This is a genomic window from Paeniglutamicibacter sp. ZC-3 (assembly GCF_025847175.2).
In the GTDB taxonomy this organism is placed as follows: Bacteria; Actinomycetota; Actinomycetes; order Actinomycetales; family Micrococcaceae; genus Paeniglutamicibacter; species Paeniglutamicibacter sulfureus.
The window spans coordinates 14,811-40,583 of the sequence record NZ_JAOYTG010000022.1; the positions used below are offsets into that span (position 1 = coordinate 14,811).

At 65.7% G+C, this 25,773-nt stretch carries 25 protein-coding genes; 17 read left to right on the forward strand and 8 right to left on the reverse strand.

All coding sequences use genetic code 11. The annotated features are described in order from the left end of the window. Positions 1–35 precede the first annotated feature (35 nt). The 3 genes from OIU93_RS17720 to OIU93_RS17730 form a co-directional block, all read right to left on the reverse strand. Positions 36–950, reverse strand: a complete 915-nt coding sequence (locus OIU93_RS17720; RefSeq protein WP_264271387.1) for a MetQ/NlpA family ABC transporter substrate-binding protein — start codon at positions 948–950, stop codon at positions 36–38. An 87-nt stretch (positions 951–1,037) separates the two neighbouring features. Beyond that, positions 1,038–1,757: a methionine ABC transporter permease gene (locus OIU93_RS17725; protein WP_264271388.1), complete on the reverse strand. Its 720-nt coding sequence runs from the start codon at positions 1,755–1,757 to the stop codon at positions 1,038–1,040. Continuing rightward, positions 1,748–2,782, reverse strand: coding sequence for a methionine ABC transporter ATP-binding protein (locus OIU93_RS17730; protein ID WP_264271389.1), 1,035 nt, complete (start codon positions 2,780–2,782; stop codon positions 1,748–1,750). The genes OIU93_RS17725 and OIU93_RS17730 overlap by 10 nt, the downstream gene beginning before the upstream one ends. A gap of 463 nt (positions 2,783–3,245) precedes the next feature. Between OIU93_RS17730 and paaA the strand changes: the two genes are divergently transcribed. The 8 genes from paaA (at position 3,246) to OIU93_RS17770 (ending at position 8,819) form a co-directional block, all read left to right on the forward strand. Continuing rightward, complete coding sequence (gene paaA / locus OIU93_RS17735) at positions 3,246–4,235, forward strand: 1,2-phenylacetyl-CoA epoxidase subunit PaaA (protein WP_264271390.1); 990 nt, start codon at positions 3,246–3,248, stop codon at positions 4,233–4,235. A gap of 3 nt (positions 4,236–4,238) precedes the next feature. Beyond that, the gene (gene paaB / locus OIU93_RS17740) at positions 4,239–4,532 is read left to right on the forward strand and encodes a 1,2-phenylacetyl-CoA epoxidase subunit PaaB (protein ID WP_264271391.1); all 294 of its coding nucleotides are present in this window, start codon (positions 4,239–4,241) and stop codon (positions 4,530–4,532) included. Then, entirely contained in the window at positions 4,529–5,389 is an 861-nt protein-coding gene (gene paaC / locus OIU93_RS17745; protein ID WP_264271392.1) for a 1,2-phenylacetyl-CoA epoxidase subunit PaaC, read from the forward strand. Before paaB ends, paaC begins: the two co-directional genes overlap by 4 nt. A gap of 17 nt (positions 5,390–5,406) precedes the next feature. Then, a complete protein-coding gene (gene paaD / locus OIU93_RS17750) occupies positions 5,407–5,892 on the forward strand; it encodes a 1,2-phenylacetyl-CoA epoxidase subunit PaaD (RefSeq protein ID WP_264271393.1) in 486 nt (161 codons plus the stop codon). Then, entirely contained in the window at positions 5,889–7,085 is a 1,197-nt protein-coding gene (gene paaE, locus OIU93_RS17755) for a 1,2-phenylacetyl-CoA epoxidase subunit PaaE (RefSeq protein WP_264271394.1), read from the forward strand. The genes paaD and paaE overlap by 4 nt, the downstream gene beginning before the upstream one ends. An 85-nt stretch (positions 7,086–7,170) precedes the next feature. Beyond that, entirely contained in the window at positions 7,171–7,950 is a 780-nt protein-coding gene (locus tag OIU93_RS17760) for an enoyl-CoA hydratase/isomerase family protein (protein ID WP_264271395.1), read from the forward strand. Positions 7,951–8,166: 216 nt separating this feature from the next. Then, positions 8,167–8,598 (forward strand): hypothetical protein, encoded by a 432-nt coding sequence (locus OIU93_RS17765; protein ID WP_264271396.1) that lies wholly within the window; start codon positions 8,167–8,169, stop codon positions 8,596–8,598. Between the two features lie 23 nt (positions 8,599–8,621). Further along, a complete protein-coding gene (locus OIU93_RS17770; RefSeq protein WP_264271397.1) occupies positions 8,622–8,819 on the forward strand; it encodes a helix-turn-helix transcriptional regulator in 198 nt (65 codons plus the stop codon). On the opposite strand, the gene OIU93_RS17775 is transcribed toward OIU93_RS17770, so the two are convergent. The 4 genes from OIU93_RS17775 to OIU93_RS17790 all read right to left on the reverse strand — a co-directional run bounded on the left by OIU93_RS17775 (position 8,816) and on the right by OIU93_RS17790 (position 12,962). Beyond that, positions 8,816–10,102 carry an MFS transporter gene (locus tag OIU93_RS17775; RefSeq protein ID WP_264271398.1) on the reverse strand — a complete coding sequence of 429 codons (1,287 nt, stop codon included), beginning with the start codon at positions 10,100–10,102 and terminating at the stop codon, positions 8,816–8,818. The two genes, OIU93_RS17770 and OIU93_RS17775, sit on opposite strands and share 4 nt — an antisense overlap. Before the next feature lie 195 nt (positions 10,103–10,297). Further along, a complete protein-coding gene (locus tag OIU93_RS17780) occupies positions 10,298–11,359 on the reverse strand; it encodes a hypothetical protein (protein WP_264271399.1) in 1,062 nt (353 codons plus the stop codon). A 56-nt stretch (positions 11,360–11,415) separates the two neighbouring features. After that, complete coding sequence (locus tag OIU93_RS17785) at positions 11,416–12,354, reverse strand: alpha/beta hydrolase fold domain-containing protein (RefSeq protein ID WP_264271400.1); 939 nt, start codon at positions 12,352–12,354, stop codon at positions 11,416–11,418. A 158-nt stretch (positions 12,355–12,512) separates the two neighbouring features. Further along, positions 12,513–12,962, reverse strand: a complete 450-nt coding sequence (locus OIU93_RS17790; protein ID WP_264271401.1) for an Lrp/AsnC family transcriptional regulator — start codon at positions 12,960–12,962, stop codon at positions 12,513–12,515. A 216-nt stretch (positions 12,963–13,178) separates the two neighbouring features. Here OIU93_RS17790 and OIU93_RS17795 point away from each other — a divergent pair, with 216 nt between their 5' ends. The 6 genes from OIU93_RS17795 to OIU93_RS17820 all read left to right on the forward strand — a co-directional run bounded on the left by OIU93_RS17795 (position 13,179) and on the right by OIU93_RS17820 (position 19,495). Continuing rightward, positions 13,179–14,348 carry a thiamine pyrophosphate-dependent enzyme gene (locus tag OIU93_RS17795; protein WP_264271402.1) on the forward strand — a complete coding sequence of 390 codons (1,170 nt, stop codon included), beginning with the start codon at positions 13,179–13,181 and terminating at the stop codon, positions 14,346–14,348. Continuing rightward, positions 14,345–15,439 carry an alpha-ketoacid dehydrogenase subunit beta gene (locus tag OIU93_RS17800; RefSeq protein WP_264271403.1) on the forward strand — a complete coding sequence of 365 codons (1,095 nt, stop codon included), beginning with the start codon at positions 14,345–14,347 and terminating at the stop codon, positions 15,437–15,439. The genes OIU93_RS17795 and OIU93_RS17800 overlap by 4 nt, the downstream gene beginning before the upstream one ends. Next, a complete protein-coding gene (locus OIU93_RS17805) occupies positions 15,436–16,872 on the forward strand; it encodes a dihydrolipoamide acetyltransferase family protein (RefSeq protein ID WP_264271404.1) in 1,437 nt (478 codons plus the stop codon). The genes OIU93_RS17800 and OIU93_RS17805 overlap by 4 nt, the downstream gene beginning before the upstream one ends. A gap of 214 nt (positions 16,873–17,086) precedes the next feature. Then, positions 17,087–17,287 carry a hypothetical protein gene (locus OIU93_RS17810; protein WP_264271405.1) on the forward strand — a complete coding sequence of 67 codons (201 nt, stop codon included), beginning with the start codon at positions 17,087–17,089 and terminating at the stop codon, positions 17,285–17,287. A 150-nt stretch (positions 17,288–17,437) separates the two neighbouring features. After that, a complete protein-coding gene (locus OIU93_RS17815; RefSeq protein WP_264271406.1) occupies positions 17,438–18,274 on the forward strand; it encodes an MBL fold metallo-hydrolase in 837 nt (278 codons plus the stop codon). Between the two features lie 21 nt (positions 18,275–18,295). After that, on the forward strand, positions 18,296–19,495 hold the full coding sequence (locus OIU93_RS17820; RefSeq protein ID WP_264271407.1) for an MFS transporter: 1,200 nt from the start codon (positions 18,296–18,298) through the stop codon (positions 19,493–19,495). Here OIU93_RS17820 and OIU93_RS17825 read toward each other — a convergent pair. After that, complete coding sequence (locus OIU93_RS17825) at positions 19,450–20,385, reverse strand: phosphatase PAP2 family protein (RefSeq protein WP_264271408.1); 936 nt, start codon at positions 20,383–20,385, stop codon at positions 19,450–19,452. The genes OIU93_RS17820 and OIU93_RS17825 overlap by 46 nt on opposite strands. Before the next feature lie 155 nt (positions 20,386–20,540). On the opposite strand from OIU93_RS17825, the gene OIU93_RS17830 reads away from it, so the two are divergent. The 3 genes from OIU93_RS17830 (at position 20,541) to menD (ending at position 25,641) form a co-directional block, all read left to right on the forward strand. Next, the gene (locus OIU93_RS17830) at positions 20,541–21,539 is read left to right on the forward strand and encodes an o-succinylbenzoate synthase (RefSeq protein ID WP_264271409.1); all 999 of its coding nucleotides are present in this window, start codon (positions 20,541–20,543) and stop codon (positions 21,537–21,539) included. A gap of 194 nt (positions 21,540–21,733) precedes the next feature. Then, complete coding sequence (locus OIU93_RS17835) at positions 21,734–23,809, forward strand: PhoX family phosphatase (RefSeq protein WP_264271410.1); 2,076 nt, start codon at positions 21,734–21,736, stop codon at positions 23,807–23,809. 134 nt (positions 23,810–23,943) lie between these two features. Further along, on the forward strand, positions 23,944–25,641 hold the full coding sequence (gene menD / locus OIU93_RS17840; RefSeq protein WP_264271411.1) for a 2-succinyl-5-enolpyruvyl-6-hydroxy-3-cyclohexene-1-carboxylic-acid synthase: 1,698 nt from the start codon (positions 23,944–23,946) through the stop codon (positions 25,639–25,641). Positions 25,642–25,773 lie beyond the last annotated feature (132 nt).

The following is a 25,773-nucleotide window of genomic DNA, read 5'->3' on the forward strand; positions in this document are numbered from 1 at the left end:
GCGCCCACGGGGGTTTGCTCATTTTCCCGCGAGTTCTATTCGGCGGCGATGGGCACCAGCAGGTCCTTCACGGCCGGATCGGTGCGAAGGAATTCCTGTACGGCGGGATCCTGGAACGCCTTGACGAGGTTCTTCACGTTTTCGGTGTCTTGGAAGTCGGTGCCGATGGTCAGTTGACCGGCGAATTCGTCGGGGGCCGCCGGGGCGTAGATCTGCTGCTCCAGCGGAACCTTGGCCGCGACGTAGTACTCGGTGTAGCCCACCGCTGCATCCAGGTCCGGCAGGGAGCGGGACTGCGCGGCGAAGTCGAGCAGTTTGAACTTCAGGTCCTTGGGGTTTTCGGCAATGTCCTTCTGGGTTGCCTTCCACTTGTCCACGCCGTCGGCCAGCTTGATCAGCCCTGCACGCTCCAGCAGCCACAGGCCCTGGGCCTCGTTGGCCGGGTCGGAGTACAGGGAGATGGTTGCCCCGTTGGGGATCTCGTCGATCGACTGGTACTTCGCGCTCCAGATTCCGAAGCCCCAGCGGAACACCGGCGTGGCCGCTGCGAGCTTGAAGTCGGGATTGGCCTCGAGCACCTGGGAGAGCCAAAGCTTGTGCTGGTAAATCGTTCCGGCGACCTCGCCGGTGGATACCGCGCGGTTCAGCGTGGTCGAATCGGCCAATCCCTTGAAGGCCACCTTGATGCCGTACTTGGGGGCGATTTCCTCCGCCACGAAGTTCACCAGCGCCTGCTCGGCGTGGTTGCCTTCCGCTGTGACGACCGTGAGCGTGGCTCCGGCAACGGTGTTCGGTGACTTGTCCCCGGCGTTGGAACTGATGATCGCTGCGGCAGCAATGGCTCCGGCGAGGGCGATGGCACCAAGGGTCCAGGGCCACTTCTTTTTCTTTTGGATGGTGAAGCCGTGGGACTCGGGCCCGGTGGCGGTCTTGGGGTCGGTGATGGTCATGTGGAACTGCCTTTCGGGCGCGGGAGTGAACGGATGAGTGTTGCTAGAAGAGACAAAGGGGGAATGCGTGGGTGGGCGCCGTATTGGCTAGGCCCGGCGGCGCAGGTGCGGGGTGGTCGCCCGCACCAGTGCGTCGCCGGTGAGCTGGACGATGGTGACCAGCGCGATCAGCAGGATGACCGTGGCGAGCATGACGGTCTGGTCGAAGCGCTGGTAACCATAGGTGACCGCGACGTAGCCAATCCCGCCGGCGCCGATGGTCCCGGCGATGGCCGAGTATTCGATCATGGCGATGGTGTTGATGGTCAGCCCGCCCAGGATGGCGGGAACGGCCTCGCCCAGCTGCGCGCTGCGGATGATCTGCAGCGGCGAGCCGCCCGAGGCGCGCGCCGCGGCGGTGACAGAGCGCGGGACGTCGCGCAAACAGTTCTCCACGAGCCTGGCGAAGAACGGGATGCCGGCCAATGACATGGGCACCACGGCGGCGGCAATGCCGATGTTGGTGCCGGTGACGAAACGGGTGAACGGGACGATCGCGGCCATCAGCACCAGGAACGGCAGCGACCTGCCGATGTTCACGATCCAGCTCAGCACCGAGTAGGTGCCCCGGTGCTCATAGAGCCCGCCGGGTGCCATGTTGTGCAGCGCCACGGCGATCGGCGTGCCCAGGGCGACGACGATGAGCATGACGATGCCGACCATGGCCAGGGTCTCGCCGAGTGCCGGCACCAGCAGCGCCGGAAGCTCGGGCAGGGGGGTGTCGGACAGTGCGCGGATCTGCACCGCGGCAGGAATGCCTAGGCCCATTGGAGCTCCTCCGTGATTCGTGGTGCGGGCTGGACCGCGGGGGCGGCGGCCTCGCGGGGAACCGGGCGCAGGCCGTGGCGGGTAAACGCCGCGGCTGCCAGCGGCTCGGGGGCGCGCAGCCCCACGGTGGCGTTGCCGGTGCTGGTCCCGTCGATGCTTTGGATGGTGGCGGCCAGCAAGGCCACCGGCTCGCCGAGGTCGGCAGAGACGCGTTGCAACCAATCCGCCGGGACGGTGCGTGAATCGTAGGTCACGTGCCATGCCCGCGAACCTGCCCCGGGATCGGCGGGGGACAGCCGTGGCTGCAGCGCCCGGCCCAGGGCCGAGTCGTGGTCGGTGAGCAGGTCCACCAGCGACCCTTGTTCGGTGATGCGGCCGTTTTCCAGCCGGGCAGCGGAATCGGCCACGTGCAGCACGGTGTCCATTTCATGGGTGATGAACACGACCGCCAGGTCCAGGTCGTCGCGCAGCTGGCGCAGGAGCGAGACGACCGAGCGCGTGGTTTCCGGGTCCAGCCCCGAGGTCGCCTCGTCGGAGAGCAATACTGAGGGACGCAGGGCCAGCGCACGGGCAATGCCCACGCGCTGGAGCTGGCCGCCGGAAAGTTCGAAGGGGTAGTGGTTGGCGCGGTGGGAGAGGCCGACGCGTTCGAGCAGTTCGGCGACCCGGGCCTTTGTCTCGGCCGGGGTCACGCCCAGGTACTGCAGCGGCAGGGCAATGTTCTCCGCGGCGGTGCGGCGTGAAAGCAGGCTCGCGGACTGGAAGATGGTGCCAATGCGGCGCCGGGCGACCCGTAGCTTGCGTTCCGAAAGCCGGGCCAGGTCTTCGCCGTTGACGATGACCTGTCCGGAGGTGGGGCGTTCCAGGAGATTGATGCACTGGGCCAAAGTGGATTTTCCGGCACCCGAGGGGCCCACGATGGCGAGGATCTCGCCGGTGGCGACGTCGATCTCCAGGTTGTCCAGGACGGTGACGGACGTGTCTCCGTGTCCGTAGACCTTGGTGAGGTTTTTCAGGCTGATCATGCGATGGCTTTCCGTGCTGGCTTGGCACCTGCTGGTGCCGCTGTTTTCCTGCCCCGCCAGGGGGAGGGGTTCCGGGGATGGTCAATTCTGCGTCGAGGGGATAGCCCCTGGCCATGGGTCCGTCACGGCGGGGCACGCAACGACTTGTTGCGTCACGCAGGCGGGCCCCGGCGCGTCGTCCATTGCGTTTCATGACGAGTGAAACGGTGCCGGCGACTTGTCGCGTCACAAACGTGACGCCGGCCGCTTCGGTAGCTCCGTGGACCGAAAACTTCTTTTCCGGCCGAGCGGCCTTCCCCTGCTCGATCGGCGGCGGTCCTCGGCGTGCAGGGGGGGGTGTCCGCTGAGCCGCGGGCATTGCGGGGAGCTTCCGGTCCTGCGGCGATTGACGAAAAGGCGTTCGTCCGCATATCCTGAACGAACGGTCAGTAAATAATCTTTTTGTCACAGTGAGGTGAGCACTATGGCTGCACAGCAAGAAAGCGGCGGATCGCTATCCGCGGTACTTTCTCCTGAGGAGCAAGCAGGGCAGGATCGCTTCAACGCGATCATTGCCGAGGATTCCCGCATCGAACCGCGCGACTGGATGCCCGAGGCATACCGCAAGACCCTGACGCGGCAGATGTCACAGCACGCCCACTCCGAAATCATCGGCATGCAGCCGGAGGCCAACTGGATCACCAGGGCCCCTTCGCTCAAACGCAAGGCCATTCTCATGGCCAAGGTGCAGGACGAAGCCGGTCACGGCCTCTACCTGTATTCGGGCACCGAGACCCTCGGCACCCCGCGCGATGTGCTCAACGACCAGTTGATGACGGGCAAGGCCAAGTACTCTTCGATCTTCAACTACCCGGCACGCTCCTGGGCCGACATGGGCGCCATCGGCTGGCTGGTCGACGGCGCCGCCATCGCCAACCAGGTCCCGCTGTGCCGCGCCTCCTACGGCCCCTACGGCCGGGCCATGGTGCGCATCTGCAAGGAGGAATCCTTCCACCAGCGCCAGGGTTTTGAGATCCTGCTCGAGCTGGCCAACGGCACCGAAGCGCAGAAGAAGATGGCGCAGGACGCAATCAACCGGTTCTACGCCCCGTCCCTGATGATGTTCGGTCCGCCGGATTCCGACTCCCCGAACTCGGGCCAGTCCACCGCGTGGAAGATCAAGCGGTTCTCCAACGACGAATTGCGCCAACGCTTCGTCGGCATGATCGTCGAGCAGGTCAAGGTGCTGGGTCTGACCCTGCCGGACCCCGAGCTGCGCTTTGACGAGGAATCCGGGACGTGGAAGCACATGGACCTGGACTGGGTTGAGTTCAAGGCAGTCATCGCCGGCAACGGGCCCTGCAACGCGCAGCGCCTGCAGCGCCGCCGCGATGCACACAATGAAGGCGCCTGGGTGCGCGAAGCTGCCGCGGCATACGCGGCAAAGATGGCTCGAAAGACCGAGGTTGCATAACTCATGACCGAAACAGAAGGCACCTGGCCGCTCTGGGAAGTATTTGTCCGCTCCTCCCGCGGGCTCTCGCACGTCCATGCAGGATCCCTGCACGCCCCGGATGCGGAGATGGCGCTAAAGAACGCCCGCGACCTGTACACCCGACGCAACGAGGGCGTCTCCCTCTGGGTCGTGGCCAGCAGCGACATCATCGCCTCGGACCCCGACGCCAAGGGCATGTACTTTGAGTCCCCGCAGGGCAAGGACTACCGCCATGCCACGTACTACACCAAGTCCGAGGGCGTGAAGCACCTGTGAGCGCACACGAGACAGACCACTCCCTGGACAGCTTCGGCGACACCTCGGCCTCGGCCACCCGCGTCACCCCGGGCAACGCCCTGCGCCCCGAGGACATTGCCATCCAGCCTGCCAAGCCCGGCGAGCAGGTCGCGGAGTACGCCCTGCGGCTGGGCGACGACGCCCTGATCCTCGCCCAGCGCCTCTCGCACTGGATCTCCCGCGGACCGGAGATCGAGGAAGACATCGCCCTGGGCAATATCGCCCTGGATCAGCTGGGCCACGCCCGCTCCTTCCTCTCCTACGCCGCCAAGGCCTGGGGCAAGACCGAGGACGACCTGGCCTACTGGCGCGAGGAGGAGGACTTCCGATCGCTGCACATCGTCGAACAACCTAACGGCGACTTCGGCGTGACCATCGTGCGCCAGCTGATCATCTCCATCTACCAGCACCTGCTTTACACGGCGCTGCTGGACTCGGCCGATCCGACGATCGCGGCAATTTCCGCCAAGGCCGTCAAGGAGGTCGACTACCACCGCGACCACGCCATCGCCTGGACCCTGCGCCTGGGCATCGGCACCGAGGAATCGGCACGCCGCATGCGCCACGCCCTGGAGGTGCTGTGGCCCTACGTGGGGGAGATGTTCGAGGACGAGGAACTGCACGCAGCCCTGGGCGATGTCGCAGTGGCACCCTCTTCGCTGCGCGCCGCGTGGGAAGAAGAAATCACCGCCGTCTTGAAGGACGCCGAACTCGAGCTCCCCACGGTTCCCTTCGCCATGGCCCGCGGCCGGCGCGGCGAACACTCCGAACACCTCGGCTTCATTCTGGCCGAAATGCAGGTCCTGGCGCGCAAGCACCCCGGCGCCACCTGGTAAGCAAAGGACGAGAGAAAATGATTGCCACCATCACCGAGCTGCGCGAGATCGCCGCACGGGTGACCGACCCCGAGATCCCGGTGCTCACCATCGCGGACCTGGGGATCCTGCGGGACGTGGAGCTTCAGGGCGACACCGTGGTCGTCACCATCACCCCCACGTATTCGGGATGCCCGGCGATGGACGCAATCACCGAGGACCTCGGAACCGTCTTCAAGGATTCCGGATTCGACTCGGTCCGCGTCAACCTGGTCCTTTCCCCGGCATGGAGCACCGACTGGATGACCGAGTCGGGCAAGGCCAAGCTCCAGGCCTACGGCATTGCCCCGCCCACGGGCACCGGCCACCGCGGGCCGGTGACCCTGGGCCTGGGCGTGAAGTGCCCGCAATGCCACTCGCTCAATACCAAGGAACTTTCCCGCTTCGGTTCCACCTCGTGCAAGTCCATGTACCAATGCAAGGACTGCCTGGAACCCTTCGACTACTTCAAGGTGCTCTCATGACAGACACGACTGCCGCCCTGCCGGCCAACGACGGCATTGACCCCGAGATCCCGGGCCGCCGCCGGACCACGTTCCACACCCTGGAGGTCTCCGAGGTCCGCCGGCTCACCGCCGACGCCATCGAGGTCACCTTCGAGGTCCCGTCAGAACTGGCCGGCCAATACGACTACGTCCCGGGCCAGTATGTGGCCCTGCGCAAGGAACTTGAGGACGCCGAGGGCAACCTCGTGGAGCTGCGCCGCAGCTATTCCATTTGCGCCGAACCGACCGCCGGGGAAATCCGCGTCGCCATCAAGCGCGACATCGGCGGCATCTTCTCCACCTGGGCCAACGAGTCCCTGGCCGCCGGTGACACCATGGATGTCATGAGCCCCACCGGCGGCTTCATCTCCAAGCACAAGATGAACGGGTTGAACGACCCCGATGACATCGATGTGGAAACCGAGGACACCTTCGTGGCCGTGGCCGCCGGATCGGGCATCACCCCGGTCATGGCCATCGCCCGCACGGTGCTGGCCGCGAACCAGAACGTCCACTTCGACCTTGTCTATGCGAACAAGGCAGCCATGGACGTGATGTTCCTGGAGGAGCTGGCGGACCTCAAGGACCGCTACCCGGCACGCTTCGCCCTGCACCACGTGCTCTCCCGCGAACAGCGGATCTCCCCGCTGCTCTCGGGCCGCATTGACGCGGAGAAGCTGAACAAGCTGCTGGGCTCGGTCATCCGCACCGACCAGGTCGACGAATGGTTCCTCTGTGGCCCCTTCGAGCTGGTCCAGCTGGTGCGCGACAACCTGGCCGCCCAGGGCGTCCCGGCGGACAAGGTCCGCTTTGAGCTGTTCACCACCGGGGAGCCCACCCGCCCCGAAGGCAACATCGGCCGTCCTGTCGTCATCGACGAATCCGACGAGACCTACCAAATCGAGTTCAAGCTCGATGGCCTGCAGGGCGAGGTCAAGAGCCCCGTTCACGCCCGCGAGACCATCCTCAACGCCGCGCTGCGCGTCCGCCCGGACGTCCCGTTCGCCTGCGCCGGCGGCGTCTGCGGCACCTGCCGCGCCAAGGTCGTCGAGGGTAGCGTGGACATGGACGAGAACTACGCCCTGGAACCTGACGAAATCGAGCGGGGCTACGTGCTCACCTGCCAGTCGCGGCCCACCACCGATCGCGTCCTGGTCGACTACGACGCCTAAGACGCAAACCACATCGCAAGGATCCATCCGCGGGAGCGGGTGGATCCTTGGCATAGGACCTAAAACCGGAGAGACACGGACCAACATGATTGAACTGAACATCACCGGCGGGGTGGCAGAGATTGTGCTTAACGCCCCGGAGAAGATGAATTCCCTGAACGAGGCCGCCCTGGCGGAACTCGGTGCGGCCTACGACAAGGCCGCCGAAGGTGTGGAGACCGGCGAGGTGCGCGCCCTGCTGCTGCGCGGCGAGGGCCGCGGCTTCTGCGCCGGACGTGACATCTCGGGCGTGGTTCCGGCCGACGATGATGTCATGGGATACCTCGGGGGCACGGTGCAGCCGCTGCTGGCCAAGATGTCTTCCTTCCCTGCGCCCACCTTCGCCGCGGTGCAAGGGGCCTGCCTCGGGGTCGGGCTGGGCCTGGCCATTGCCACCGACGTGGTCTACGTGGCGCAGAACGCCAAGATCGGCTCGCCCTTCGCCAACTTGGGGGCGACCCTGGACTCGGGCGGGCACTGGCTGTTCACCGAGCGACTGGGCACGCACCGCACGCTGGATCTGATCTACACCGCGGAACTGATCAGCGGCGCCGACGCGGTGGCCTCCGGGCTCTTCTCCCGGGCCATGCCCGCCGATGAATTGCTCGAGACCACGCGCGGCATCGTCGCCAAGGTCGCCTCCGGTGCCACCGGCGCCTTCCGGGCCTCCAAGGAACTCGTGGCAGAGATCCGCGACGCCCGTCTGGGACTGTGGGAATCGATGGCCAATGAGAACCAGGCCCAGGCGGATCTGTGCGCGACGGAGGACTACGCGGAGGGGTTCCTGGCCTTCCAGGAAAAGCGGAAGCCTGCATTCAAGGGCTAAGCTCCCCGGATTCTTTGTTGGGCGTCCCCGCCAAGCGGGGACGCCCAACCCGTGTATTGGCTCCAGCCTGCATTCGGGCGAAACCTTCCATCAGATCGATCGCGACCGCGTTCGAACTGGTTCTTTCGCCCGCAGATGTCAAAAATGCTTTACATGGGGTAGTCCCCGACATACGCTCCGAAGTAAAGAATTTTTGACAATGAGGAGCGGGTAGACGTGTCTGATGGAGAAAGGGTCGCGTGGGTGACGGTGGCTTCTGCGGGGCTCGGCATGCTGGCTTTTGCCGTTGTCGTGCTGTTGCGGATCCTGGACGGTAGCCTTGCAGGCGACCAGCCCTTTTCATTTCCCATGATCGGCTGCATGTTCCTGATCGTCGTGCCGATTTGGGTGACGCGCGCGGTGCTGTTGAAAAGGAACGCCGGCACAAATATGGGACCGGACGAGCGGGATCGCGACATCGTCCGGCGCGCCGACCAGACCAAATTCGGGATCCTGCTGATGGCTTGCGTGGTCGTCCTAGCCTTGGCCTTCAACGGGAGCGATCATTTTTGGATCGCATCGGCAGTCTTTGCCGGGCTGGGGCTTTCCTTCCTCGGCGGCGCGGCCGTCCAGATCAACGGCTACCGACGCGGCATTCCGGCAGGGTGAGACGCCGTCGCCTGAGTAATTCCATGCGGGCGCTGCGCGCGGGGCGCGACAATATGACCCAGGCGGAGCTTGCGGAAAAGGTCGGTGTCACCAGGCAAACCATCATCGCAATCGAGCAGGCCAAGTATTCGCCGTCGCTGGAAACGGCATTCCTCATTTCCGAGGCATTCGGAGTGCCGCTGACCGATGTCTTTGCCTTTGAACCCGGGGACAATGCCTAGGACGACCCATGGTTCCGTCGGCCCCGATTTTTCAAGAATGAGAGCAATGGCAGGCCGGCACACGCCGTCAACCCCACCCAGATCCACATTGCCGGCTGAAGCCCGATGGCATCGCCCGCCAAACCGCCCACGATGCCAAGGACCGGCACCGGACCCATGGTGAAAACCAGCCGAAATCCCTGCTGTCGCCCCATCATCTCCTCCGGGGTGAACTTGGCCAGCAGGCCATAGGCAGTTGCGTTGTAGGAGACCATCAGCGCGTTGTAGAGCACCGAGTGGCAGATCACCAGCACGATGGCTCCGGTAGTGGCAAGTCCAGCCAGGGGAACCAACGCGACGGCCAGCGGCAGGAACAGGATGGACAGCGCCAAGACCCTGTACTCGCCCAGCTTTTCCACGAGCACTGGAACCACCAGGGAACCCAGCAATCCACCGACGGCAATGGTCGAGATGACCAGCCCAATGGTTTGGGGGCTGAAGCCCAGGACCTTGACGAAGTACAGCGTTTCCAACGCCGACCCGAACGCCAAGCCCATGCTGCTGATCGCGGAAGAGGCGACCAGGGCACGTATGGTGGGGTGCTTGAGGGTGAAGTGAAGCCCCTGGCCGAAGGACTCCCTGAAGCCGACCCGCGCCGCCGAAATGATAGGGGGAGGAGAGTTCCCCGTCTTCTTGCGAAAGCCCCAAAGCAATGTGCCCGCGGCGAGCAGGTTTGCTGTCCCGGCCACGATCAGGGTGAACGGTGCGGATATGACAGCGACCAGCACACCGGCCAACCCGGGGGAAATGATCCCCATCGAGGTTTCAACGGTTTCCTTGCGGGCAAAGGCCGTCGATGCCAGGTCTCGCCCCACGATGCCCGGTAGGGCGGATCCTGCGCCCATGCCCCACAACATGCCCGCCACTCCGACAAGGAATGAAACCAGCACCAACTGTGGGTAGGTCAACGCACCCAACGACCAGCTCAGCGGCACCGAGAAAATCGCCAGCCCCGCCGCCAATTGGGCCCACATCATGGTCTTGATCCGATCTACGCGATCGAGCATGATCCCGGCCGGGATGGCCAGGAACAAAAAGGCGGCGGCCCCCGCGGCATTGAGCAGGCCGATCTGGGTTGCCGTCGCGTTCAGGGCGTAGATGGCGACCAGGTCGTCGGCGACATTGAGGATGCCGGTGGCGAACGCGCCGAACGCCACCGATCGCATCAGCACGCCAAAGCCGGGCTTGCTCCGCAGCCGGGACGGAGATTCAGCGGCCGTCTTCGGGAACTGCCGCTCACTCATGGGGAACATCCTTTGTTGTCAGGGCATCTTCCTGCAGATGCTACCTGCCGGGTACAGCGAACCCATGCCCGCCGCGCAACCGCCGCGCCGTGGCCGACTCCGCTTCGCCCTCCCACGCTCCCGGCAGCGGGCGCCATGGTGCCGGGACGTATGGCAATGGGTGTCGAGACCCGCGGGCGTGGCAAAGCCGGCCCGCTATGGAACGCGGATCCAGTCGGCGCCGCCGGGTGCGCGGTGCCACGACTGCCGTGGACCCTCCCATTCACGCGCTACATCCGAGAGCCAGAAGGTGCTGTCGGGGTCCCAGCCGGCGATGACCGACGCCGTGTCGGTGTCCACGTCCAGGGCACGGCCCGCAAGGCCGAGATACCCCTGGGTCGTCAGGTGCACGGCGTCCCACTCCTGCGCGACTCGTTCCCAGTCCGGGATCACCCAGGGCCCGTCGCGTCCTGTGCAGCGGAACCAGTCGTGCCGTCGGGAGGCGGTGACCTCGAGTGGATGGATGCGACACAGGGATACCCAGTCATCCGCGGCGCGAATCTCGAAGGTGCGCCCTACTCCGCGAACCGGGATGGCTGTCGCCTCGTCCCATCCAAAGTAGTCCTCCACGAGGTTGAACCCCGCCGGGACCTGCCCGACGGTGTGGACAAGCCCCTGCGGGATCGACCACCACTCCCCGGACCAGTTGGCGTGCAGGTCGCTCGGGCGTTCGCGCGCGGCCCGTTCCTCCTCGGCGCGTGCGTTGCAGGCCCACTTTGCCAGGGCTTGGAGCGGGTCCTTATCCAGCGGGGCGGGGTCATCCGGCGATCGCCAGTCGATGGCCCACTGTTCCCGCCGGCGAAGTCCTCCGTTGGACTGCAGCGCCAGGGCCTTCAGGACATGTTCCGCCAGGGACTCGAAGGCGGCTCGGACGGCTGGAAGGGTGGCGAGCTTGTCTTCCCCGTCTGGTTCCTGCCAGTACCTGGCGTTGGCTACCGCCCGCTCAAGGGCGGCCTGCAACGGGGCCTCGTCGAGATCGGTGAGGTCGAGGGTGGCAATTGCTGCAGCCAGCCGAGTGGGCGAGGCGGGAGAAAGGGGAACGACAATGTTGTTGGAACCATCCGCCAACATCACCCACGAAATCCCTCGCCCTGGGTCAAGGACATTGGCCAGCTCGAACACGGCATGCCGGATCTCCGGGTCAAGTTCCATCGCGAGTTCCAGGCACATGCGCCTGGCCCTCGGTCCGCCAAGAAACGAGTCAATGTTTGGTTCCATCGCTTCATCCTTGCATTTCCGCCGCCGCGGCGGGCAGGGAGCCGTGAATCCCGATGTCAGTCGGCCGGCGGAACGCTGCCGGGTGCCGTGAGAATGTCCTGTCCGCCGCGCAACAGCCGCGCCATGATCCGCCTGGCCTGCCGTCCCTCCGGGATTGGCAACAATGGATAGACATGCACCATGCCCGGTGCCTCGTGGAACTCGGTGGCCACACCGGCCGCACGCGCCTTGGAAACCAGCAGCTCGCAGTCCGGATGGGTGATGTCGCGGGTGCCGGCAAACACCGCGAGCGGACCGAGCCCGGCCATCTCACCGAACAACGGAGAGACGATGGGATTGTCCAACGGGAGTTCTCCACGCCAAAGTTCCACGGCGGCCCGCAGGCCGGGGCGGACCAGCCACGGGTCGTTCGGCTCGAGTGCGTCGATGACCGGATTACTCAGGCTCAGGTCCAGGGCCGGGGCGATCAGTACCGTGTGGGCGAGGGCCACGTGTGCATCGCGGAGCAGCAGTGCGGCGGCAAGCGCAATTTGGCCGCCGGCAGAGTCGCCGACAACCGACACGTTTTCCGCTCCGTCACTGGCGGCGAGGCGCTTGAGCAGGTCGGCGACCTGCGGGACCACCGTCGCGGCGGTTCCCTGCGGCGCCAGCGGGTAGATGGGGACCAGCACCCGGGATCCCGTGGTGGCGGCGAGTTCGGCGACGAGTTGCCAATGCTGAAGGGCAATCTGGTTGATCCAGGCTCCTCCGTGGACATAAACGATTTGTCCCCGTGGCTCCGCACCGGAGGGGAAAACCGTGTAGAGAGGCCATCCGTGATCTTGGTCCACGCTGACGCCCACGCCGCGGGGAAGAATGCGCGGGGGTCCATAGGGGCGGGGGCGCAATCGCCGCGCTGCTACCAGATCGGAAGTCGCCTGGGCGCTGGCGAAGCGGCGCCGGTATCCGAGCGCGGTCAAGATCGGCGGCATCATCCGACTGGCAAGACTGGGCACGGCGCACTCCTTGGCGGGATGGGGAACTGCTGCCTCGCTGCTTCCCGAGGCGCAGTCCGGCGCCGGTCACAGCCGACATACCGAACGTACCACCGGTGCGGGGCGCGGGGCGTGGGGCGCGGGGATCGGCCGGTGGCCGGAATTGTGCCCGGGGCGGATCAGCGGGTGTCGACGTCCTCGAAGATCAGGAAGGTCTGGGTGTCCAGCACCCCTGGCATGGATTGCAGCTGGTCGAAGATAACCCGTCGCAGATCGACATTGTCCCGCGCCCTGACCAAGAGAATTACGTCGAAGTTGCCGCCGACCAAGCCCACGTGGTGTACCTCGGGCATTGCGGCGAGCCGCTCGCGCATCTCCCGCCAAGAGTGCTGGCGCAGTTTCAGGGTCACGTAGGCGCTGGCGCGCAGGCCCGCGCGAAGCGGGTCGACAACCGCGGTGTACCGGGTGATGACCCCTTCGTCCTGCAGGCGGTTGATTCGGGAATAGGCATGCGCGCGGGAGACGTGGACCTTTTGCGCGACAGTGGTCACCGATTGGCGGCCGTCCTTGGTGAGCTCCTCCAGAATGCGCCGATCCACCTCATCCAGACGAACCGAGGGAGTCTCCATCAAATGCCTCTTTCCACTTTGTCCAAAAACCGGCATGTAGCGACGGTCACACTTTCAATCCGTCTCCAAGAATAACGATCCCATGCGCAGTTTTCCAGAATAGTCCAAGAAGCTGGATACATTTCATCGAAAATACCGATACTTAAGGCAAGAACTGACGCAACGACGGGCTGGCCCGACACCCGCGTCCCACCGCACACCAGAAAGGCGTGACCCGTGACAAACACCGACGCGCGCGAAGCAATTGAGCAGGTGAGCAGCAAGTTCGGGATTACACCCGAGGACTACATGCTGCCCGCGCGAACCGAAATCCACATGCTTGACATCAACGGCAAGCTGCACCCGGCCGGGGAACAGGGTGCGGAGCCCGGTCACGAATACCCGTTGCCCAGCCCCAAGGCCCTGGTGGATGCGTACGAACAGTTGGTCATCGGACGCCGCGTCAATGACCAGAACTCCGCTCTGGTGCGCCAGGGCCGCATGGCCGTCTATCCCTCCAGCCATGGTCAGGAAGCCGCCCAGGTTGCCGCCGCCTTGTGCCTGGGGGAGGACGACTGGATGTTCCCCACCTACCGGGACACCGTGGCCGTCATGGCCAAGGGAGTGGCGCCCATGGAGGTGATGGCAGGGTTCCGCGGGGACTGGCACAGCGGATACGACCCCAAGCAGTACAAGGTCTCCATCCAGTCCACCCCGCTGACCACGCAGCTGTTGCACGCGGTGGGCGTCGCCCACGCCGCCAAGCTGCGCGGCGAGGATACGGTCGTCATGGCCATGTGCGGCGACGGGGCAACCAGCGAAGGCGACTTCCACGAGGCCCTGAACTTTGCCGCGGTCTTTAACCTGCCCGTCATTTTCTTCGTGCAGAACAACCAATACGCGATCTCCGTTCCGCTCTCCCAGCAGTCGGTGGCGCCGTCCCTGGCACACAAGGCGGTCGGCTACGGCATGGCCGGCGAGCGCGTTGACGGCAACGACCTGGTGGCGCTGTTGGCGGTCCTGGGACGCGCGGTGCGCCTGGCCCGCGAGGGCAATGGCCCGCTGCTGGTCGAGGCCCACACCTACCGGATGCAGGCACACACCAACGCCGACGACGCCACCCGCTACCGCGAAGACGCGGAGGTCCAGGGTTGGATGGCCAAGGACCCGGTCACCCGGATGCGCAGCTATCTCCAGGAGGCAGGCCTGCTGCCCGAGGCCACCGAAGCGCGGATCACCGCAAGTGCCGAAGCAGTGGCGCAGTCGCTGCGCGACGGCATGAACTCGGAAAACACCCCGGATCCGGCCGACCTCTTCGCCCACGTCTATTCCACGCCCACCACCCAATTGTCCGAGCAGGCAGCACTGCTCGCCGACGAACTCGCCCGCGAGGAGGACGCAAAATGAGCGCCACGGCAACCACGGCTTCGGCCGCCAACGTCAGTGCTGCCACGGCAGCCGCCGCTGCACGCACCGCAGAGACCGGAACCCAGCCGGTGACCTTCGCCAAGGCGCTGAACACCGCACTGGCAGACTCCATGGCACGGGAGGATTCGGTCCTGGTCTTCGGCGAGGACGTCGGGGTCCTCGGCGGGGTCTTCCGCATCACCGACGGGCTGACCAAGCGCTTCGGCACCCAGCGCTGCTTCGACACGCCCCTGGCCGAATCGGGCATTGTCGGCATGGCCATCGGCATGGCCATGAACGGCATGCGCCCGGTCATCGAAATGCAGTTCGATGCCTTTGCCTACCCGGCCTTCGAGCAGATCGCCTCGCACGTGGCCAAGATGCACAACCGGACCAAGGGCAGGATGGCGATGCCGATGGTCATCCGCATCCCCTACGCCGGCGGCATCGGGGGAGTGGAGCACCACTGCGACTCCTCCGAAAGCTACTACGCGCACACCCCTGGACTGAAGGTGTTCACCCCGGCCACCGTCGGGGACGCCTACCTGATGCTGCGCGAAGCCATCGACTCCCCGGACCCGGTCATCTTCATGGAACCCAAGAAGCTGTACTGGACCAAGGAACAGGTCGACTTGGACGCCCTGCGGCTCTCGCACGAGACCGCCGCAGTACCCCCGACCGAGGGACGGGCAGCCGTCGCGCGCACCGGAACCGACGCCACACTGATTGCCTACGGTCCCTCGGTGTCCACCGCCATGGCCGCCGCGGAGGCCGCCGCACTGGAGGGCCGCAACCTCGAGGTCATCGACGTGCGCACCATCGTGCCGCTGGATGACGCAACGATCTGCGCATCGGTGCGCAAGACCGGACGGGCGGTGGTCATCGCCGAGGCACCTGGCTTCGCCTCGGTATCCAGCGAAATCGTCGCCCGGATCCAGGAACGGTGCTTCCACTCGCTCGCGGCACCGGTGCTGCGCGTGACCGGGTTCGACACCCCGTACCCTGCACCAAAACTGGAAAAGTACTACTTGCCATCCGTGGACCGCATCCTGGATGCCGTGGATGCGTTGCAATGGGAGGAAAAGGCATGAGCGTGAAAACCTTTTTGCTGCCGGACCTCGGCGAGGGCCTGGCCGAGGCCGAGCTGGTGAAGTGGCTGGTCGCCGTCGGAGACACCATCGTCATCGACCAGCCCATCGCGGAAGTCGAAACCGCGAAGTCCATGGTGGAAGTGCCCAGCCCCTACGCCGGAACCGTGCATGAGCTCCATGGCAGGGTCGGCGAGATGGTCTTGGTCGATGCCCCGCTGTTCTCCGTGCTCGAGGAAGGCGCCCCGGCGCCGGTCGCCGCCCCTGCGCCCCGGCCCACCACGCCGGTGCGCGAAGTCGCCCAGAGCTACAGGGACGAGGAACAGGCAGGCGCCAAGGAGCCCGCTGCCGAAGGCTCGGGCAACGTGCTCATCGGCTACGGAACCCCGGACGGACTCTCCGCCAAGGCGCGCAAGCGCCGCCCGCGCTCCGGCCCGGCCGAAGCCACCGCCCCTGCGATCCCGGAACGGCCAGAGGTTGCCGAGCCAAGAATAGCCCCGCTGGTCATCTCACCCTTGGTCCGGAAGCTCGCCAGGGACCGCGGCATCGACATAGCCACGGTCACCGGCAGCGGTGCCAACGGCCTGATCCTGCGCTCCGACATCGAGGCAGCCGGCGTGGCCGCGCCAGTGCCGGAACCCGGTTCCACCCCGGTGCCCGCCGCTGCACCGGTGGCGGCCGCTCCTGCCGCCCCCGCGACCCGGGGCGAACTCGACGCGCGTTCGGGCCTGGCAATTTCCTCCAGGACCCCGATCAGCGGCGTGCGCAAGACCATCGCCCAGGCCATGGCCCGATCGCGGAGCGAAATTCCCGAGGCGACGGTGTGGGTGGACGTGGATGCGACGAACCTGCTGCAGATGCGTGCGGCGATGAAGTCCACCGACCCGGAGAACACCCCGGGAATCCTGGCATTCATTGCCCGTTTCGTGGTGGCGGGACTGCAAAAGTATCCTGCGCTGAACACCCGCCTTGAGCACAACGCCCAAGGGGACGCCGAGATCATCGGCTTTGACGGGATCAACCTGGGCATCGCGGCGCAGACAGATCGTGGTCTGATGGTTCCGGCCATCCGCAATGCCCAGCAGGTCAGTGCCCGCGGCCTGCATGCCGAACTGGCCCGGCTCACCGAGGTCACCCGTTCGGGCAAGGCCACGGTCGCCGAGCTCACCAGCGGCACGTTCACGCTCAACAACTACGGGGTCTTCGGGGTCGACGGTTCGGCCGCCATCATCAACTACCCGGAGGTCGCGATCCTGGGGGTTGGACGGATCATTGACAAGCCGTGGGTCGTTGACGGCGAGCTGGCGGTTCGCAAGGTCACCGAGCTCACGCTGGCCTTCGACCACCGGGTCTGCGACGGGGGCACGGCGGCAGGATTCCTGCGCTTCGTAGCCGACGCCATGGAAAACCCGGCATCGGTGCTCGCTGACCTGTAAGGGGGGAGTGCAGCAACCTGCGGCGAAACGAGGGCCCGCGGCAACAGGATCTTGATAAACCTGTTGCCGCGGGCGCTCGTGCATGTGCAGCTGCTCCAGTGGAAGCGGATGCCGGGAGAGCTATAGCGTTCCGAACCCGCTTTGGCTGGCTGACGTGTTGTTCTGTTTCCCCGCCCCCCTATTGAAAGGGGCGTCGACCTACTATCCTGATGCCATGGACAAGCTACCTGCTGAATACGAGCACTACCTTGTAGGCAAAGACGAACTCCACGTGGAAACCGTGATGCCGATTTTCAAGGAATCAATGGCCGAAGGCAAATACGGCGTTCACATCCGCGGGCTAGGGGGCCACTCGGAACAAGCCTTCGTGGACGAGAACGTCCCCTTCGGCAAGATCAAGATCACCGTCCCCTAGCACCGGCCCCTTTGGGCCATGCAACAGAGTTCCCCGGTAACCGGCGATCGGTCCCCGGGGACTTGATTTTGCCCGGGTGCCTTTTCGTGCAGAATGTGGATAGCACCGAAACACCGGCTGTGACCGGCACCGAGAAAGTGGGATCCCGCCATGATGAAACCACTAGCGCCCAAGGTGGAACAACTCGATCCACATTGCTGGCGGATGCTCAACCACGGCTTCTCCATGAACTCCGGGCTCATCGTGGGGGAGGAGCGGGCAGTAGTCATCGATACCGGTTCCGGTCCGCGCGAGGCCGCAGGGCTGTATGCCGCGGTTCGCCGGATCACCGACCTGCCGCTGCTCGTGATCAACACCCATGCCCACGGCGACCACGTCTTCGGAAACAGCTACTTTGCCGCCCACGGCGTGGAGGATTTCCACGCCAGTGCAGCTGCGGCGGAGCACTTGCGCGGACACGGCGACGAGGAACGCCAGCTCGTGCGCTTCCTGGAACCGGAAATGGCCCTGCGCCAAGGGCCCTACTCAAACATCGTGGTGCCCTCCCGGATCATCGGGGAAGCCGGTGCAACACTGGATCTTGGCGGCACGAGCCTGGAAGTCTTCGGGCTGGGGCGCGGGCATACCGCCGGGGACCTGCTGGTGCGCTGCGGCCGGATCCTGTTCACTGGCGACCTGGTGGAGGAGGGCGGCCCGCCAAACTTCGAGGACGCCGATCCGTTTCTCTGGGCGGAGCTGCTGGAACGGCTCGAACGGGAATGCCGGCCAGACACGGTGATCGTTCCGGGCCACGGCAATGTGGTGGACGTGGACTTCATCGGCAGGCAACTGCGGGAAATGCGGGCCGCGCTCCGGGAGGGCGAGGAAATCGTGGCGTCCTGGCCGGCCGGTCGGGTTGATCCCACCGCGTTCCAGTTGGATTGGATGCCCTACGGACCTGAACAATCGTCGATCTTCCTGCAACGACTGCGTGAATTATTGCCATAGCCGGTTGCGTAGGATGAATGCATGAGTGAGGAACCTTTCAACCTGCGTCGGATCGCGGTGAAAGTGTACTCACCTTCCCTGCTGTACGGGCTGGGACTCGGTGCCGTCACGCCCATCATTGCGCTGTCGGCCCTGGATCGCGGGGCCAACCTGGCCACTTCCGCCCTGATCGTCACCCTTGTGGGCGTCGGAGCCCTGCTCTCCAACATCCCGGCCGCGATGTTGACGACGAGATTCGGCGAGCGCCTGGCCATGGTCTTTGCCGCAGGCTGGGCATCCCTGGGCATGGTGTTGGGCATCGTGCCCTCCAACCTTGGCTTGTTTGCCGTGGGCGTCACCATGCTGGGCATGGCCGGTGCCGTCTTCAATCTGGCCAGGCAAACGTATCTGGCCGAAGCGGTCCCCTTGGCATTCCGGGCCAGGGCCATGTCGACACTGGGCGGGGTGATGCGCATCGGTGTGTTCATCGGGCCCTTTGCTGCAACGCTGGCCATGAAATGGCTGGGGATCGCGGGGGCCTACTGGGTGGGCATGGCAGCGATGTTCATCGCGATGGTCGTCTGCTTCCGGATCCCGGAGCTGGCATCACGCGCTCCGTTGGAAGCCGGCCAAAGCCGCGCCGGCGGATCCATGTGGAGCATCGCAAAGGACCAATGGAGGATCCTGTCGGGGATCGGGCTGGGCATCGTGTGCATCACCGCGGTGCGCTCAACCCGCCAGGTAGTCCTCCCGCTGTGGGGTGAAAACCTCGGGTTGGACGCCGCCACCATCTCGCTGATCTACGGGATCTCCGGAGCCATCGACATGCTGATCTTCTACCCCGCGGGCAAGGTCATGGACAAGCGAGGCCGTGTGTGGATCGCGGTGCCGTGCATGGTGGTGATGGGAGTGGCCTTGTTCCTGCTGCCGATGACCCACGGCGTGCCGGCGATGATGGCGGTGGCCATGCTGCTGGGTTTCGGCAACGGGATCGGTTCGGGCATCGTCATGACCCTCGGCGCCGACTATTCTCCGGTGGCCGGCAGGGCGAAGTTCCTGGGGCTGTGGCGACTGATGTCGGACTCCGGGGCGATGGCCGGGCCGGTGGTGCTGGCGGCCCTCGTGGCCTCTGCGACCCTGGGTGCCGGGATCTGGGCCATTGGCGGGGTTGCGCTGCTGGGGGCAGGGATCTTCGGCTACTTCATCCCGCGCACGAACCGCCGGCGAATGGGCGCCCCGTAACGCGCAAAGAGCACGTGGACGAACTGGCCCGCAACCATGGCGGTGCCCAGAACCAGGGCCAGTCCCACAGCCAGGAACAGCAGTAGCTGCACATTGCCCACGGTGCCGATGGCCGGGTGCGGCATCGCCACCGCCAGGGCGAGGGCACCTGCTGCCATTGGTATCCCGAGGATCGCCAGGAAGCGCAGTATTCTCTCCGGTGCCGCACGCGTCTGGTTGCCGGTCGTCGCCGGTGCCGCGGAGCTGCCGTGCGCGTGGCGCAGGAACAATCCCGCCAGCACGCTCCACCAGGCCACCACCAGGTAGGCCGCAATCACGTCGCTGGGACGGTGCCAGCCCAGCACCAAGGTGGAGGCCCCGGCAACCGCGGCATAGCCCCATCCCAGCAAGGCCAGCAGGGGGCGGTGCGCGACCGGGGTGACAATGAAGATCGTGGCCATGGCGGCGGCGGCAAAGGTGGTGTGGCCGGAGGGGAACGAATTCATCGACGCCTCCGAGATGTTCAGGTCCGGCCGCTCCAGCACCACATGCTTGAGCAGCTGGGTGGATCCTGCGGAGCCCAGCAACAACGCCCCGGCCACGATCGGACGGACGAAGTCGTGCCGGCGCACCAGGGCAAAGAGGATGAACCCGGCGGCCAGAAGGGCCGATGCCGCGGGCATGTGGTCCAGGAACGCCAGTGCCGGGCCACGGGTCTTGTCCGCAGCCAGGAATGCCTCTCCGCCCCGGAGCGCGGCTTCGTCGATCCACTGCCCCAGTTTCGTCGTGACGAAGAAGCTGTAGCACGCCCAAAATGCGGCAGCCAGAAGCAGCAGGGCGCCATACCAGGGCCACAAGGCACGGCGCGGAGCGGCTGTCGGTGATTGCTGGACGGTGGGATTCATTGTCATTAGGATTTCACAATTTCCTCGCTGTGGGTCCGGAACGTGGGCTTTGTCCCACCGCGACGCCGGGCCAAATGGGTCCTTCAGGTGCCCGGGTTCCACGGTGGAGGGCGCAAACGGCGGCGAACTGCCCGGGTGCTGCGCCGGATAGGCTGGAAACCATGAACCAGCTGCCCGACCTTGACGAACTCCTCGACGCCTCGCACGTGGTGTCATTGCCCATGACCGTGCAATTCCGTGGGGTGCGGCACCGCGAGGCCATGCTGTTTGAGGGGCCAGCCGGCTGGGGCGAGTTCTCGCCCTTCCTGGAATACGGGGCCCCGGAGGCATCTTCATGGCTGCGCTCGGCCATCGAAGCGGCCTGGGAAGGCTATCCGGAACCGGTGCGCGGAAGCGTTCCGGTCAACGCCACGCTTCCGGCAGTGGGCCCGGAACGGGTAGAGGCCGTCCTGGCCTCCTACGACGCAACGCACACCATCAAGGTCAAGGTCGCCGAAAAGGGCCAGGACCTCTCCCAGGATGTAGCTCGCGTGGCGGAGGTCCGCCGGTTGCTGCCCGAGGCGGCAATCCGCATCGATGCCAACGCCGGGTGGGACCATGAAGCGGCGATGGAGGCGCTGGAGGCGCTGGCCGGCTTCTCGCTGCAATACGCCGAGCAGCCGGTTCCCGGCATCGGGGGATTGGCACGCGTGCGAGCAGAAGTGCAGCGACGCGGACTCGGGATCCTGATTGCCGCGGATGAATCGGTGCGCAAGGAATCCGACCCGCTGGCGGTGGCCCGGGCGGGGGCCGCGGACCTGATCGTCATCAAGGCGCAGCCGCTGGGCGGGGTCCGCCGGGCCATCGACATCGTGCGGGACGCCGGACTGCCGGCGGTGGTTTCCTCGGCACTGGACACTTCCATCGGATTGCGCCAGGGTGCCGCCCTGGCGGCCGCGCTTCCCGAGCTGCCCTATGCCTGCGGGCTGGCAACCGGCTCGCTCTTTTCCTCCGACATCACCACCGACAGGTTCATCGCCGTCAACGGATCCCTGCAGTTGCGGGACATCGCCGCCGACCCCCGGCTGCTGCGCAGGCATGCGGTCGGGACCGAACGCCGTACCTGGTGGCGCCAGCGGCTGGCCGGCTGCCTCGAGGAACTGCAGCGGAGCACCGACTAGCCACGGCACCTGACCACGCGTGGACGCAGCCCGGCAAGGCTCCTGTGCGAGACGCACCTCACAATTCAACCCAAAAGGTCGAAGTCGACGCCTGACCGTTGCCCGCCGTTAACCTTTCGGCGGCCAGCCGCTCACCGGGCGCTGGAACGCTGGAATCGAAGTAATCCACTCGATAGCGTTGCACGGAGAAAACCATGAGCCTCACACGTACTTTCCTTCCCATGCTCGGCCACACCCGCGGCAACCGCGATGCCGCAACCTGCCACTTCAAGTGCGGCAACGCGTGCGCCAAGGACGTCTGCAACACCAGTGACAACAGCTACTTCCGGGACATTGCCGATGCCGCACTGAGCCGCCGCTCCATCTTGGGTCTTGGGGCCGTTGCGTCTGCTGCGTTGGTCGTCGGCGTCGAAACGGTTGGCGCAACCGCCGCCCAAGCCGACACCCTCGTTGCCCCGAAGGGCGGCGGCAAGCTGGCATTCAAGGCCATTGCCCCGGTGCCGCGCACCGTCGATGCCGTCACCGTTCCCGAGGGCTACGACTGGGCGACGATCATCCGCTGGGGCGACCCGCTGTTCAACAACACCGCGCAATTCGACATCAACGCACAGAGCGAAAAGCGCCAGACCGGCCAGTTCGGCTACAACAACGACTACCTGAACATCATCGTGGACAAGTACTCGGGACGCTCCGGCGTGCTGGTGGCAAACCACGAATACACCAACGAAGACCTGATGTTCGAACCCGATTGGTTCGCGGCCAACAAGGCCGAGGCCGCGAAGATTGCCATGGCCGCCCACGGCTTCTCCGTGGTCGAGGTCAAGCGCGTCAAGAGCGGCACGCCCTGGAGCTACGTCCGCGGGGGCGAGCGCAACCGCCGCATCACCGCCACCACGCCCTTTGCGGTCGACGGCCCGGCGGCCGGCTCGGACCTGCTCAAGACCGTTGCGGACCCGGAGGGACGCACGGTTCTGGGCACCCTGAACAATTGCGCCGGCGGCACCACCCCGTGGGGCACCGTGCTCTCCGGCGAGGAGAACTTCAACCAGTACTTCCGCGGCACCGGTTCGGCATCCGATGCGCGCTACGGGCTGTCCGATGTGGCGACCGAACGCGGCTGGGAAGACGTGGACCCTCGCTTCTCGGCCCGCAACCCGGGCTACGAGAACGAGATCAACCGCTTCGGCTGGATCGTGGAGATCGACCCGCAGAACCCGACCTCCACCCCGGTGAAGCACACCGCGCTGGGCCGCTTCAAGCACGAGGGCGCCAACGTGCGGATCGCCGATGACGGACGAGTCGTCGCCTACTCGGGCGACGACGAGCGCTTCGACTATGTCTACAAGTTCGTTTCCAAGGCCAAGTACCGCCGTGGGGACCGCAAGCACAACATGACGCTGCTCTCCGAGGGCAACCTCTACGTTGCCAAGTTCTCCGGCAATTCCCCGGCTGCCCAGATCGACGGCTCGGCGGCAGTGCCAACCGATGGCGCCTTCGACGGCTCGGGCAGCTGGATTCCGCTGGTCAAGGACGGCGCCTCCATGGTTCCGGGCATGAGCGTTGAGGAAGTTCTCGTCTATACCCGCCTGGCGGGCGACAAGGTCGGTGCCACCAAGATGGACCGTCCCGAGGACGTCGAGCCGAACCCTGTCACCGGAAAGCTGTACATCGCGCTGACCAACAACACCCAGCGCGACACCACCGGCAAGGCGACAGTCGACGAGGCGAACCCGCGGACCAAGAACCGCGACGGCCACGTCATCGAACTGACCGAGCGCAACAACGACGCGACGGCCACCGAATTCGCCTGGAACATCCTGCTGGTGGCCGGCGACCCGTCCAAGGACGAAAGCACCTACTTCTCGGGTTACCCGAAGGACAAGGTCTCGCCGATCTCCTGCCCGGACAACCTGGCATTCGACTCCAAGGGCAACCTTTGGATCTCCACCGACGGCCAGCCGGGCACCATCGGCTACTGCGACGCCCTGCACAAGGTCACGTTGACCGGCGCGGAGCGCGGGCGTGTCGAGCAGTTCCTGGCCGTCCCGGCCGGTGCGGAAACCTGCGGACCGCTGATCCACGACCGCGACGGCTCGGTCTTCGTCGCCGTCCAGCACCCGGGCGAGAACGGCACCTTCCAGGACCCGACGTCCTTCTTCCCCGACTACGTGCTCAGCCCTTCCAAGGCCAAGCGCGGCGAGGTCTACGGTCCGCGTCCCTCGGTGGTCCAGGTCTTCTCCTCGGCCAAGGGGAACGGGAAGAACAAGTAGGTAGCTGAAGCCCTTCGGCCCAAAAAGGCTCTCGGTCCCAACGGTTTGCCGCCGTTTGGACCGAGGGCCTTTTGTCTTGCCCGACATTCGAAGCCGGTCGAGGCCCGGTCGGGGACGGAATTAGGATGGAAGGCATGCCAACTGATTCCGTCCCCGAACTCGCCTCCATTGACGTTGCCCGTCTGTTGCTGGCCGCACTCCAGAACCACGGGGTTCGCGATGTGGTGATCTGCCCCGGATCGCGCAGCGCCCCGCTGGCCTACGCCCTTGCTGAGGCCGAGGCAGCGGGCACCATTCGGCTGCATGTGCGCATCGACGAACGCGGGGCAGGATTCACTGCGCTGGGGCTCAGCCTGGCAAGCAGTGCCCCGGTGCCGGTGGTGACGACCTCGGGAACCGCCGTGGGGGAGCTGCTGCCCTCAGTCATGGAGGCAAACCACGTCGGAGCCAGGCTGCTGGTGCTTTCGGCCGACCGACCCACCGAATTACATGGAACCGGCGCCAACCAGACCACCAACCAGGTGGATCTGTTCGGAGCCCACGTCCGCGGAAGCGTCACCATCCCGGCTGGTGCGAACCCGGAATCCCTGCTCGCGGCCGCCCTGGCTTCCGCGCGCGGATCCGAAACGGTTGCTCCTGGCCCGGTGCAGATCAATGTCGCTTTCCGCGATCCGCTGGTTCCGGCCCCGGGGGACAAGCTGCCGGATTTCGGTGCCAATGTGTCCCATCCGCCCGTCGCCATCACCGCGAATCTGGACCCCGGATGGAGGAACCACGCGCCGGCGGCCGAGCATCGAACCGTGGTGGTTGCGGGTCACGGGGCAGGAGCAGAAGCCGAGGACTTCGCACGGGCCCTGGGCCTGCCGCTTTTTGCCGAGCCGAGTTCCAACGCACGCTTCGGCCCCAACGCCATTGGCCCCTACCGAACGCTGCTGGCCAAACACCTGGCACGCATCGAACGTGTGGTCCTCTTCGGCCGACCGACGCTGAGCCGGCCGGTGGGCCTGCTCCTGGGCAACCCGGAGATCGCCTCGGCACTGTGGTCGCCGGCCCCCGCCCCGTGGTTCGAAGCAGGGCGCAGGCGCGAGCAGCCCATCGCCGACCCTGCCGAACTGGTGGAGTTCGCCGGGTTCCCTCCCGCGGGCTGGCTGGGGCATTGGCAGCAGCTGGGCCGGCAGGCGGAGAAGAGCATCAGGGAATCCATCGACGCAACCGGCGGACTGAACGGCCCCCTGGTCGCCAGCGTTGTCTGGGAGCTGTCCCGCGGAAACCTGGTTCTGGGCTCCTCCAATGTCATCCGCGATGCAGACCTCTGCGGATCACCGGCGGAGGGTGCCGCGGCCGTGGTGTATGCGAATCGCGGCCTGGCCGGGATCGACGGCACCGTCGCCACCGCCACGGGTATCGCCCTAGCGCGTGGGAGCCGAAAGACCACGCTACTGGTCGGGGACGTGACGTTCCTGCATGATGTCGGAGGTCTGCTGATCGGCGAGGGTGAACCTGAACCAGAGATGGACGTGGTGATCCTGAATGACTCCGGCGGAGCCATCTTCTCGACTCTCGAACACGGTGCAGTCGAGGAATCCGGACGCTATGCCAATGCTGTCGAACGGCTCTTTGCCACCCCGCACCGGGTCCGGATCCAGCCGTTGGCCGCTGCCTACGGTTGGGAATACCTGTCCGTGGACACCGTCGAGGAACTCAGGGACGTGCTGCAGAGCCCCGGTATCCGGCGGATCATCGAGGTCGCGGTGCCACGTGCGGGACTGCGCACTATGCACGCGGGCATTGCCGCACGAATCAACGAACTGGACTGGCCGGAAACACACTAGGGCAAGCCAGCAGGCTCCGATCCCCGGGGGCGGGGTTCCGGGCCCGGGGCAAGGTGCAAGCCACGAAGCCGGGTCCAATGCGGTGGGCATTAAGAACCGAAGGGCGGTTGGCATCCACATGGATGCCAACCG

Excerpts from the sequence above, each read along its gene's own strand:
- OIU93_RS17720 (WP_264271387.1), bottom strand. The coding sequence starts at position 950 with ATGACCATCACCGACCCCAAGACCGCCACCGGGCCCGAGTCCCACGGC.
- OIU93_RS17725 (WP_264271388.1), bottom strand. The coding sequence starts at position 1,757 with ATGGGCCTAGGCATTCCTGCCGCGGTGCAGATCCGCGCACTGTCCGAC.
- OIU93_RS17730 (WP_264271389.1), bottom strand. The coding sequence starts at position 2,782 with ATGATCAGCCTGAAAAACCTCACCAAGGTCTACGGACACGGAGACACG.
- paaA (WP_264271390.1), top strand. The coding sequence starts at position 3,246 with ATGGCTGCACAGCAAGAAAGCGGCGGATCGCTATCCGCGGTACTTTCT.
- paaB (WP_264271391.1), top strand. The coding sequence starts at position 4,239 with ATGACCGAAACAGAAGGCACCTGGCCGCTCTGGGAAGTATTTGTCCGC.
- paaD (WP_264271393.1), top strand. The coding sequence starts at position 5,407 with ATGATTGCCACCATCACCGAGCTGCGCGAGATCGCCGCACGGGTGACC.
- paaE (WP_264271394.1), top strand. The coding sequence starts at position 5,889 with ATGACAGACACGACTGCCGCCCTGCCGGCCAACGACGGCATTGACCCC.
- OIU93_RS17760 (WP_264271395.1), top strand. The coding sequence starts at position 7,171 with ATGATTGAACTGAACATCACCGGCGGGGTGGCAGAGATTGTGCTTAAC.
- OIU93_RS17770 (WP_264271397.1), top strand. The coding sequence starts at position 8,622 with ATGCGGGCGCTGCGCGCGGGGCGCGACAATATGACCCAGGCGGAGCTT.
- OIU93_RS17775 (WP_264271398.1), bottom strand. The coding sequence starts at position 10,102 with ATGAGTGAGCGGCAGTTCCCGAAGACGGCCGCTGAATCTCCGTCCCGG.
- OIU93_RS17780 (WP_264271399.1), bottom strand. The coding sequence starts at position 11,359 with ATGGAACCAAACATTGACTCGTTTCTTGGCGGACCGAGGGCCAGGCGC.
- OIU93_RS17790 (WP_264271401.1), bottom strand. The coding sequence starts at position 12,962 with ATGGAGACTCCCTCGGTTCGTCTGGATGAGGTGGATCGGCGCATTCTG.
- OIU93_RS17800 (WP_264271403.1), top strand. The coding sequence starts at position 14,345 with ATGAGCGCCACGGCAACCACGGCTTCGGCCGCCAACGTCAGTGCTGCC.
- OIU93_RS17805 (WP_264271404.1), top strand. The coding sequence starts at position 15,436 with ATGAGCGTGAAAACCTTTTTGCTGCCGGACCTCGGCGAGGGCCTGGCC.
- OIU93_RS17810 (WP_264271405.1), top strand. The coding sequence starts at position 17,087 with ATGGACAAGCTACCTGCTGAATACGAGCACTACCTTGTAGGCAAAGAC.
- OIU93_RS17815 (WP_264271406.1), top strand. The coding sequence starts at position 17,438 with ATGATGAAACCACTAGCGCCCAAGGTGGAACAACTCGATCCACATTGC.
- OIU93_RS17820 (WP_264271407.1), top strand. The coding sequence starts at position 18,296 with ATGAGTGAGGAACCTTTCAACCTGCGTCGGATCGCGGTGAAAGTGTAC.
- OIU93_RS17825 (WP_264271408.1), bottom strand. The coding sequence starts at position 20,385 with ATGACAATGAATCCCACCGTCCAGCAATCACCGACAGCCGCTCCGCGC.
- OIU93_RS17830 (WP_264271409.1), top strand. The coding sequence starts at position 20,541 with ATGAACCAGCTGCCCGACCTTGACGAACTCCTCGACGCCTCGCACGTG.
- OIU93_RS17835 (WP_264271410.1), top strand. The coding sequence starts at position 21,734 with ATGAGCCTCACACGTACTTTCCTTCCCATGCTCGGCCACACCCGCGGC.
- menD (WP_264271411.1), top strand. The coding sequence starts at position 23,944 with ATGCCAACTGATTCCGTCCCCGAACTCGCCTCCATTGACGTTGCCCGT.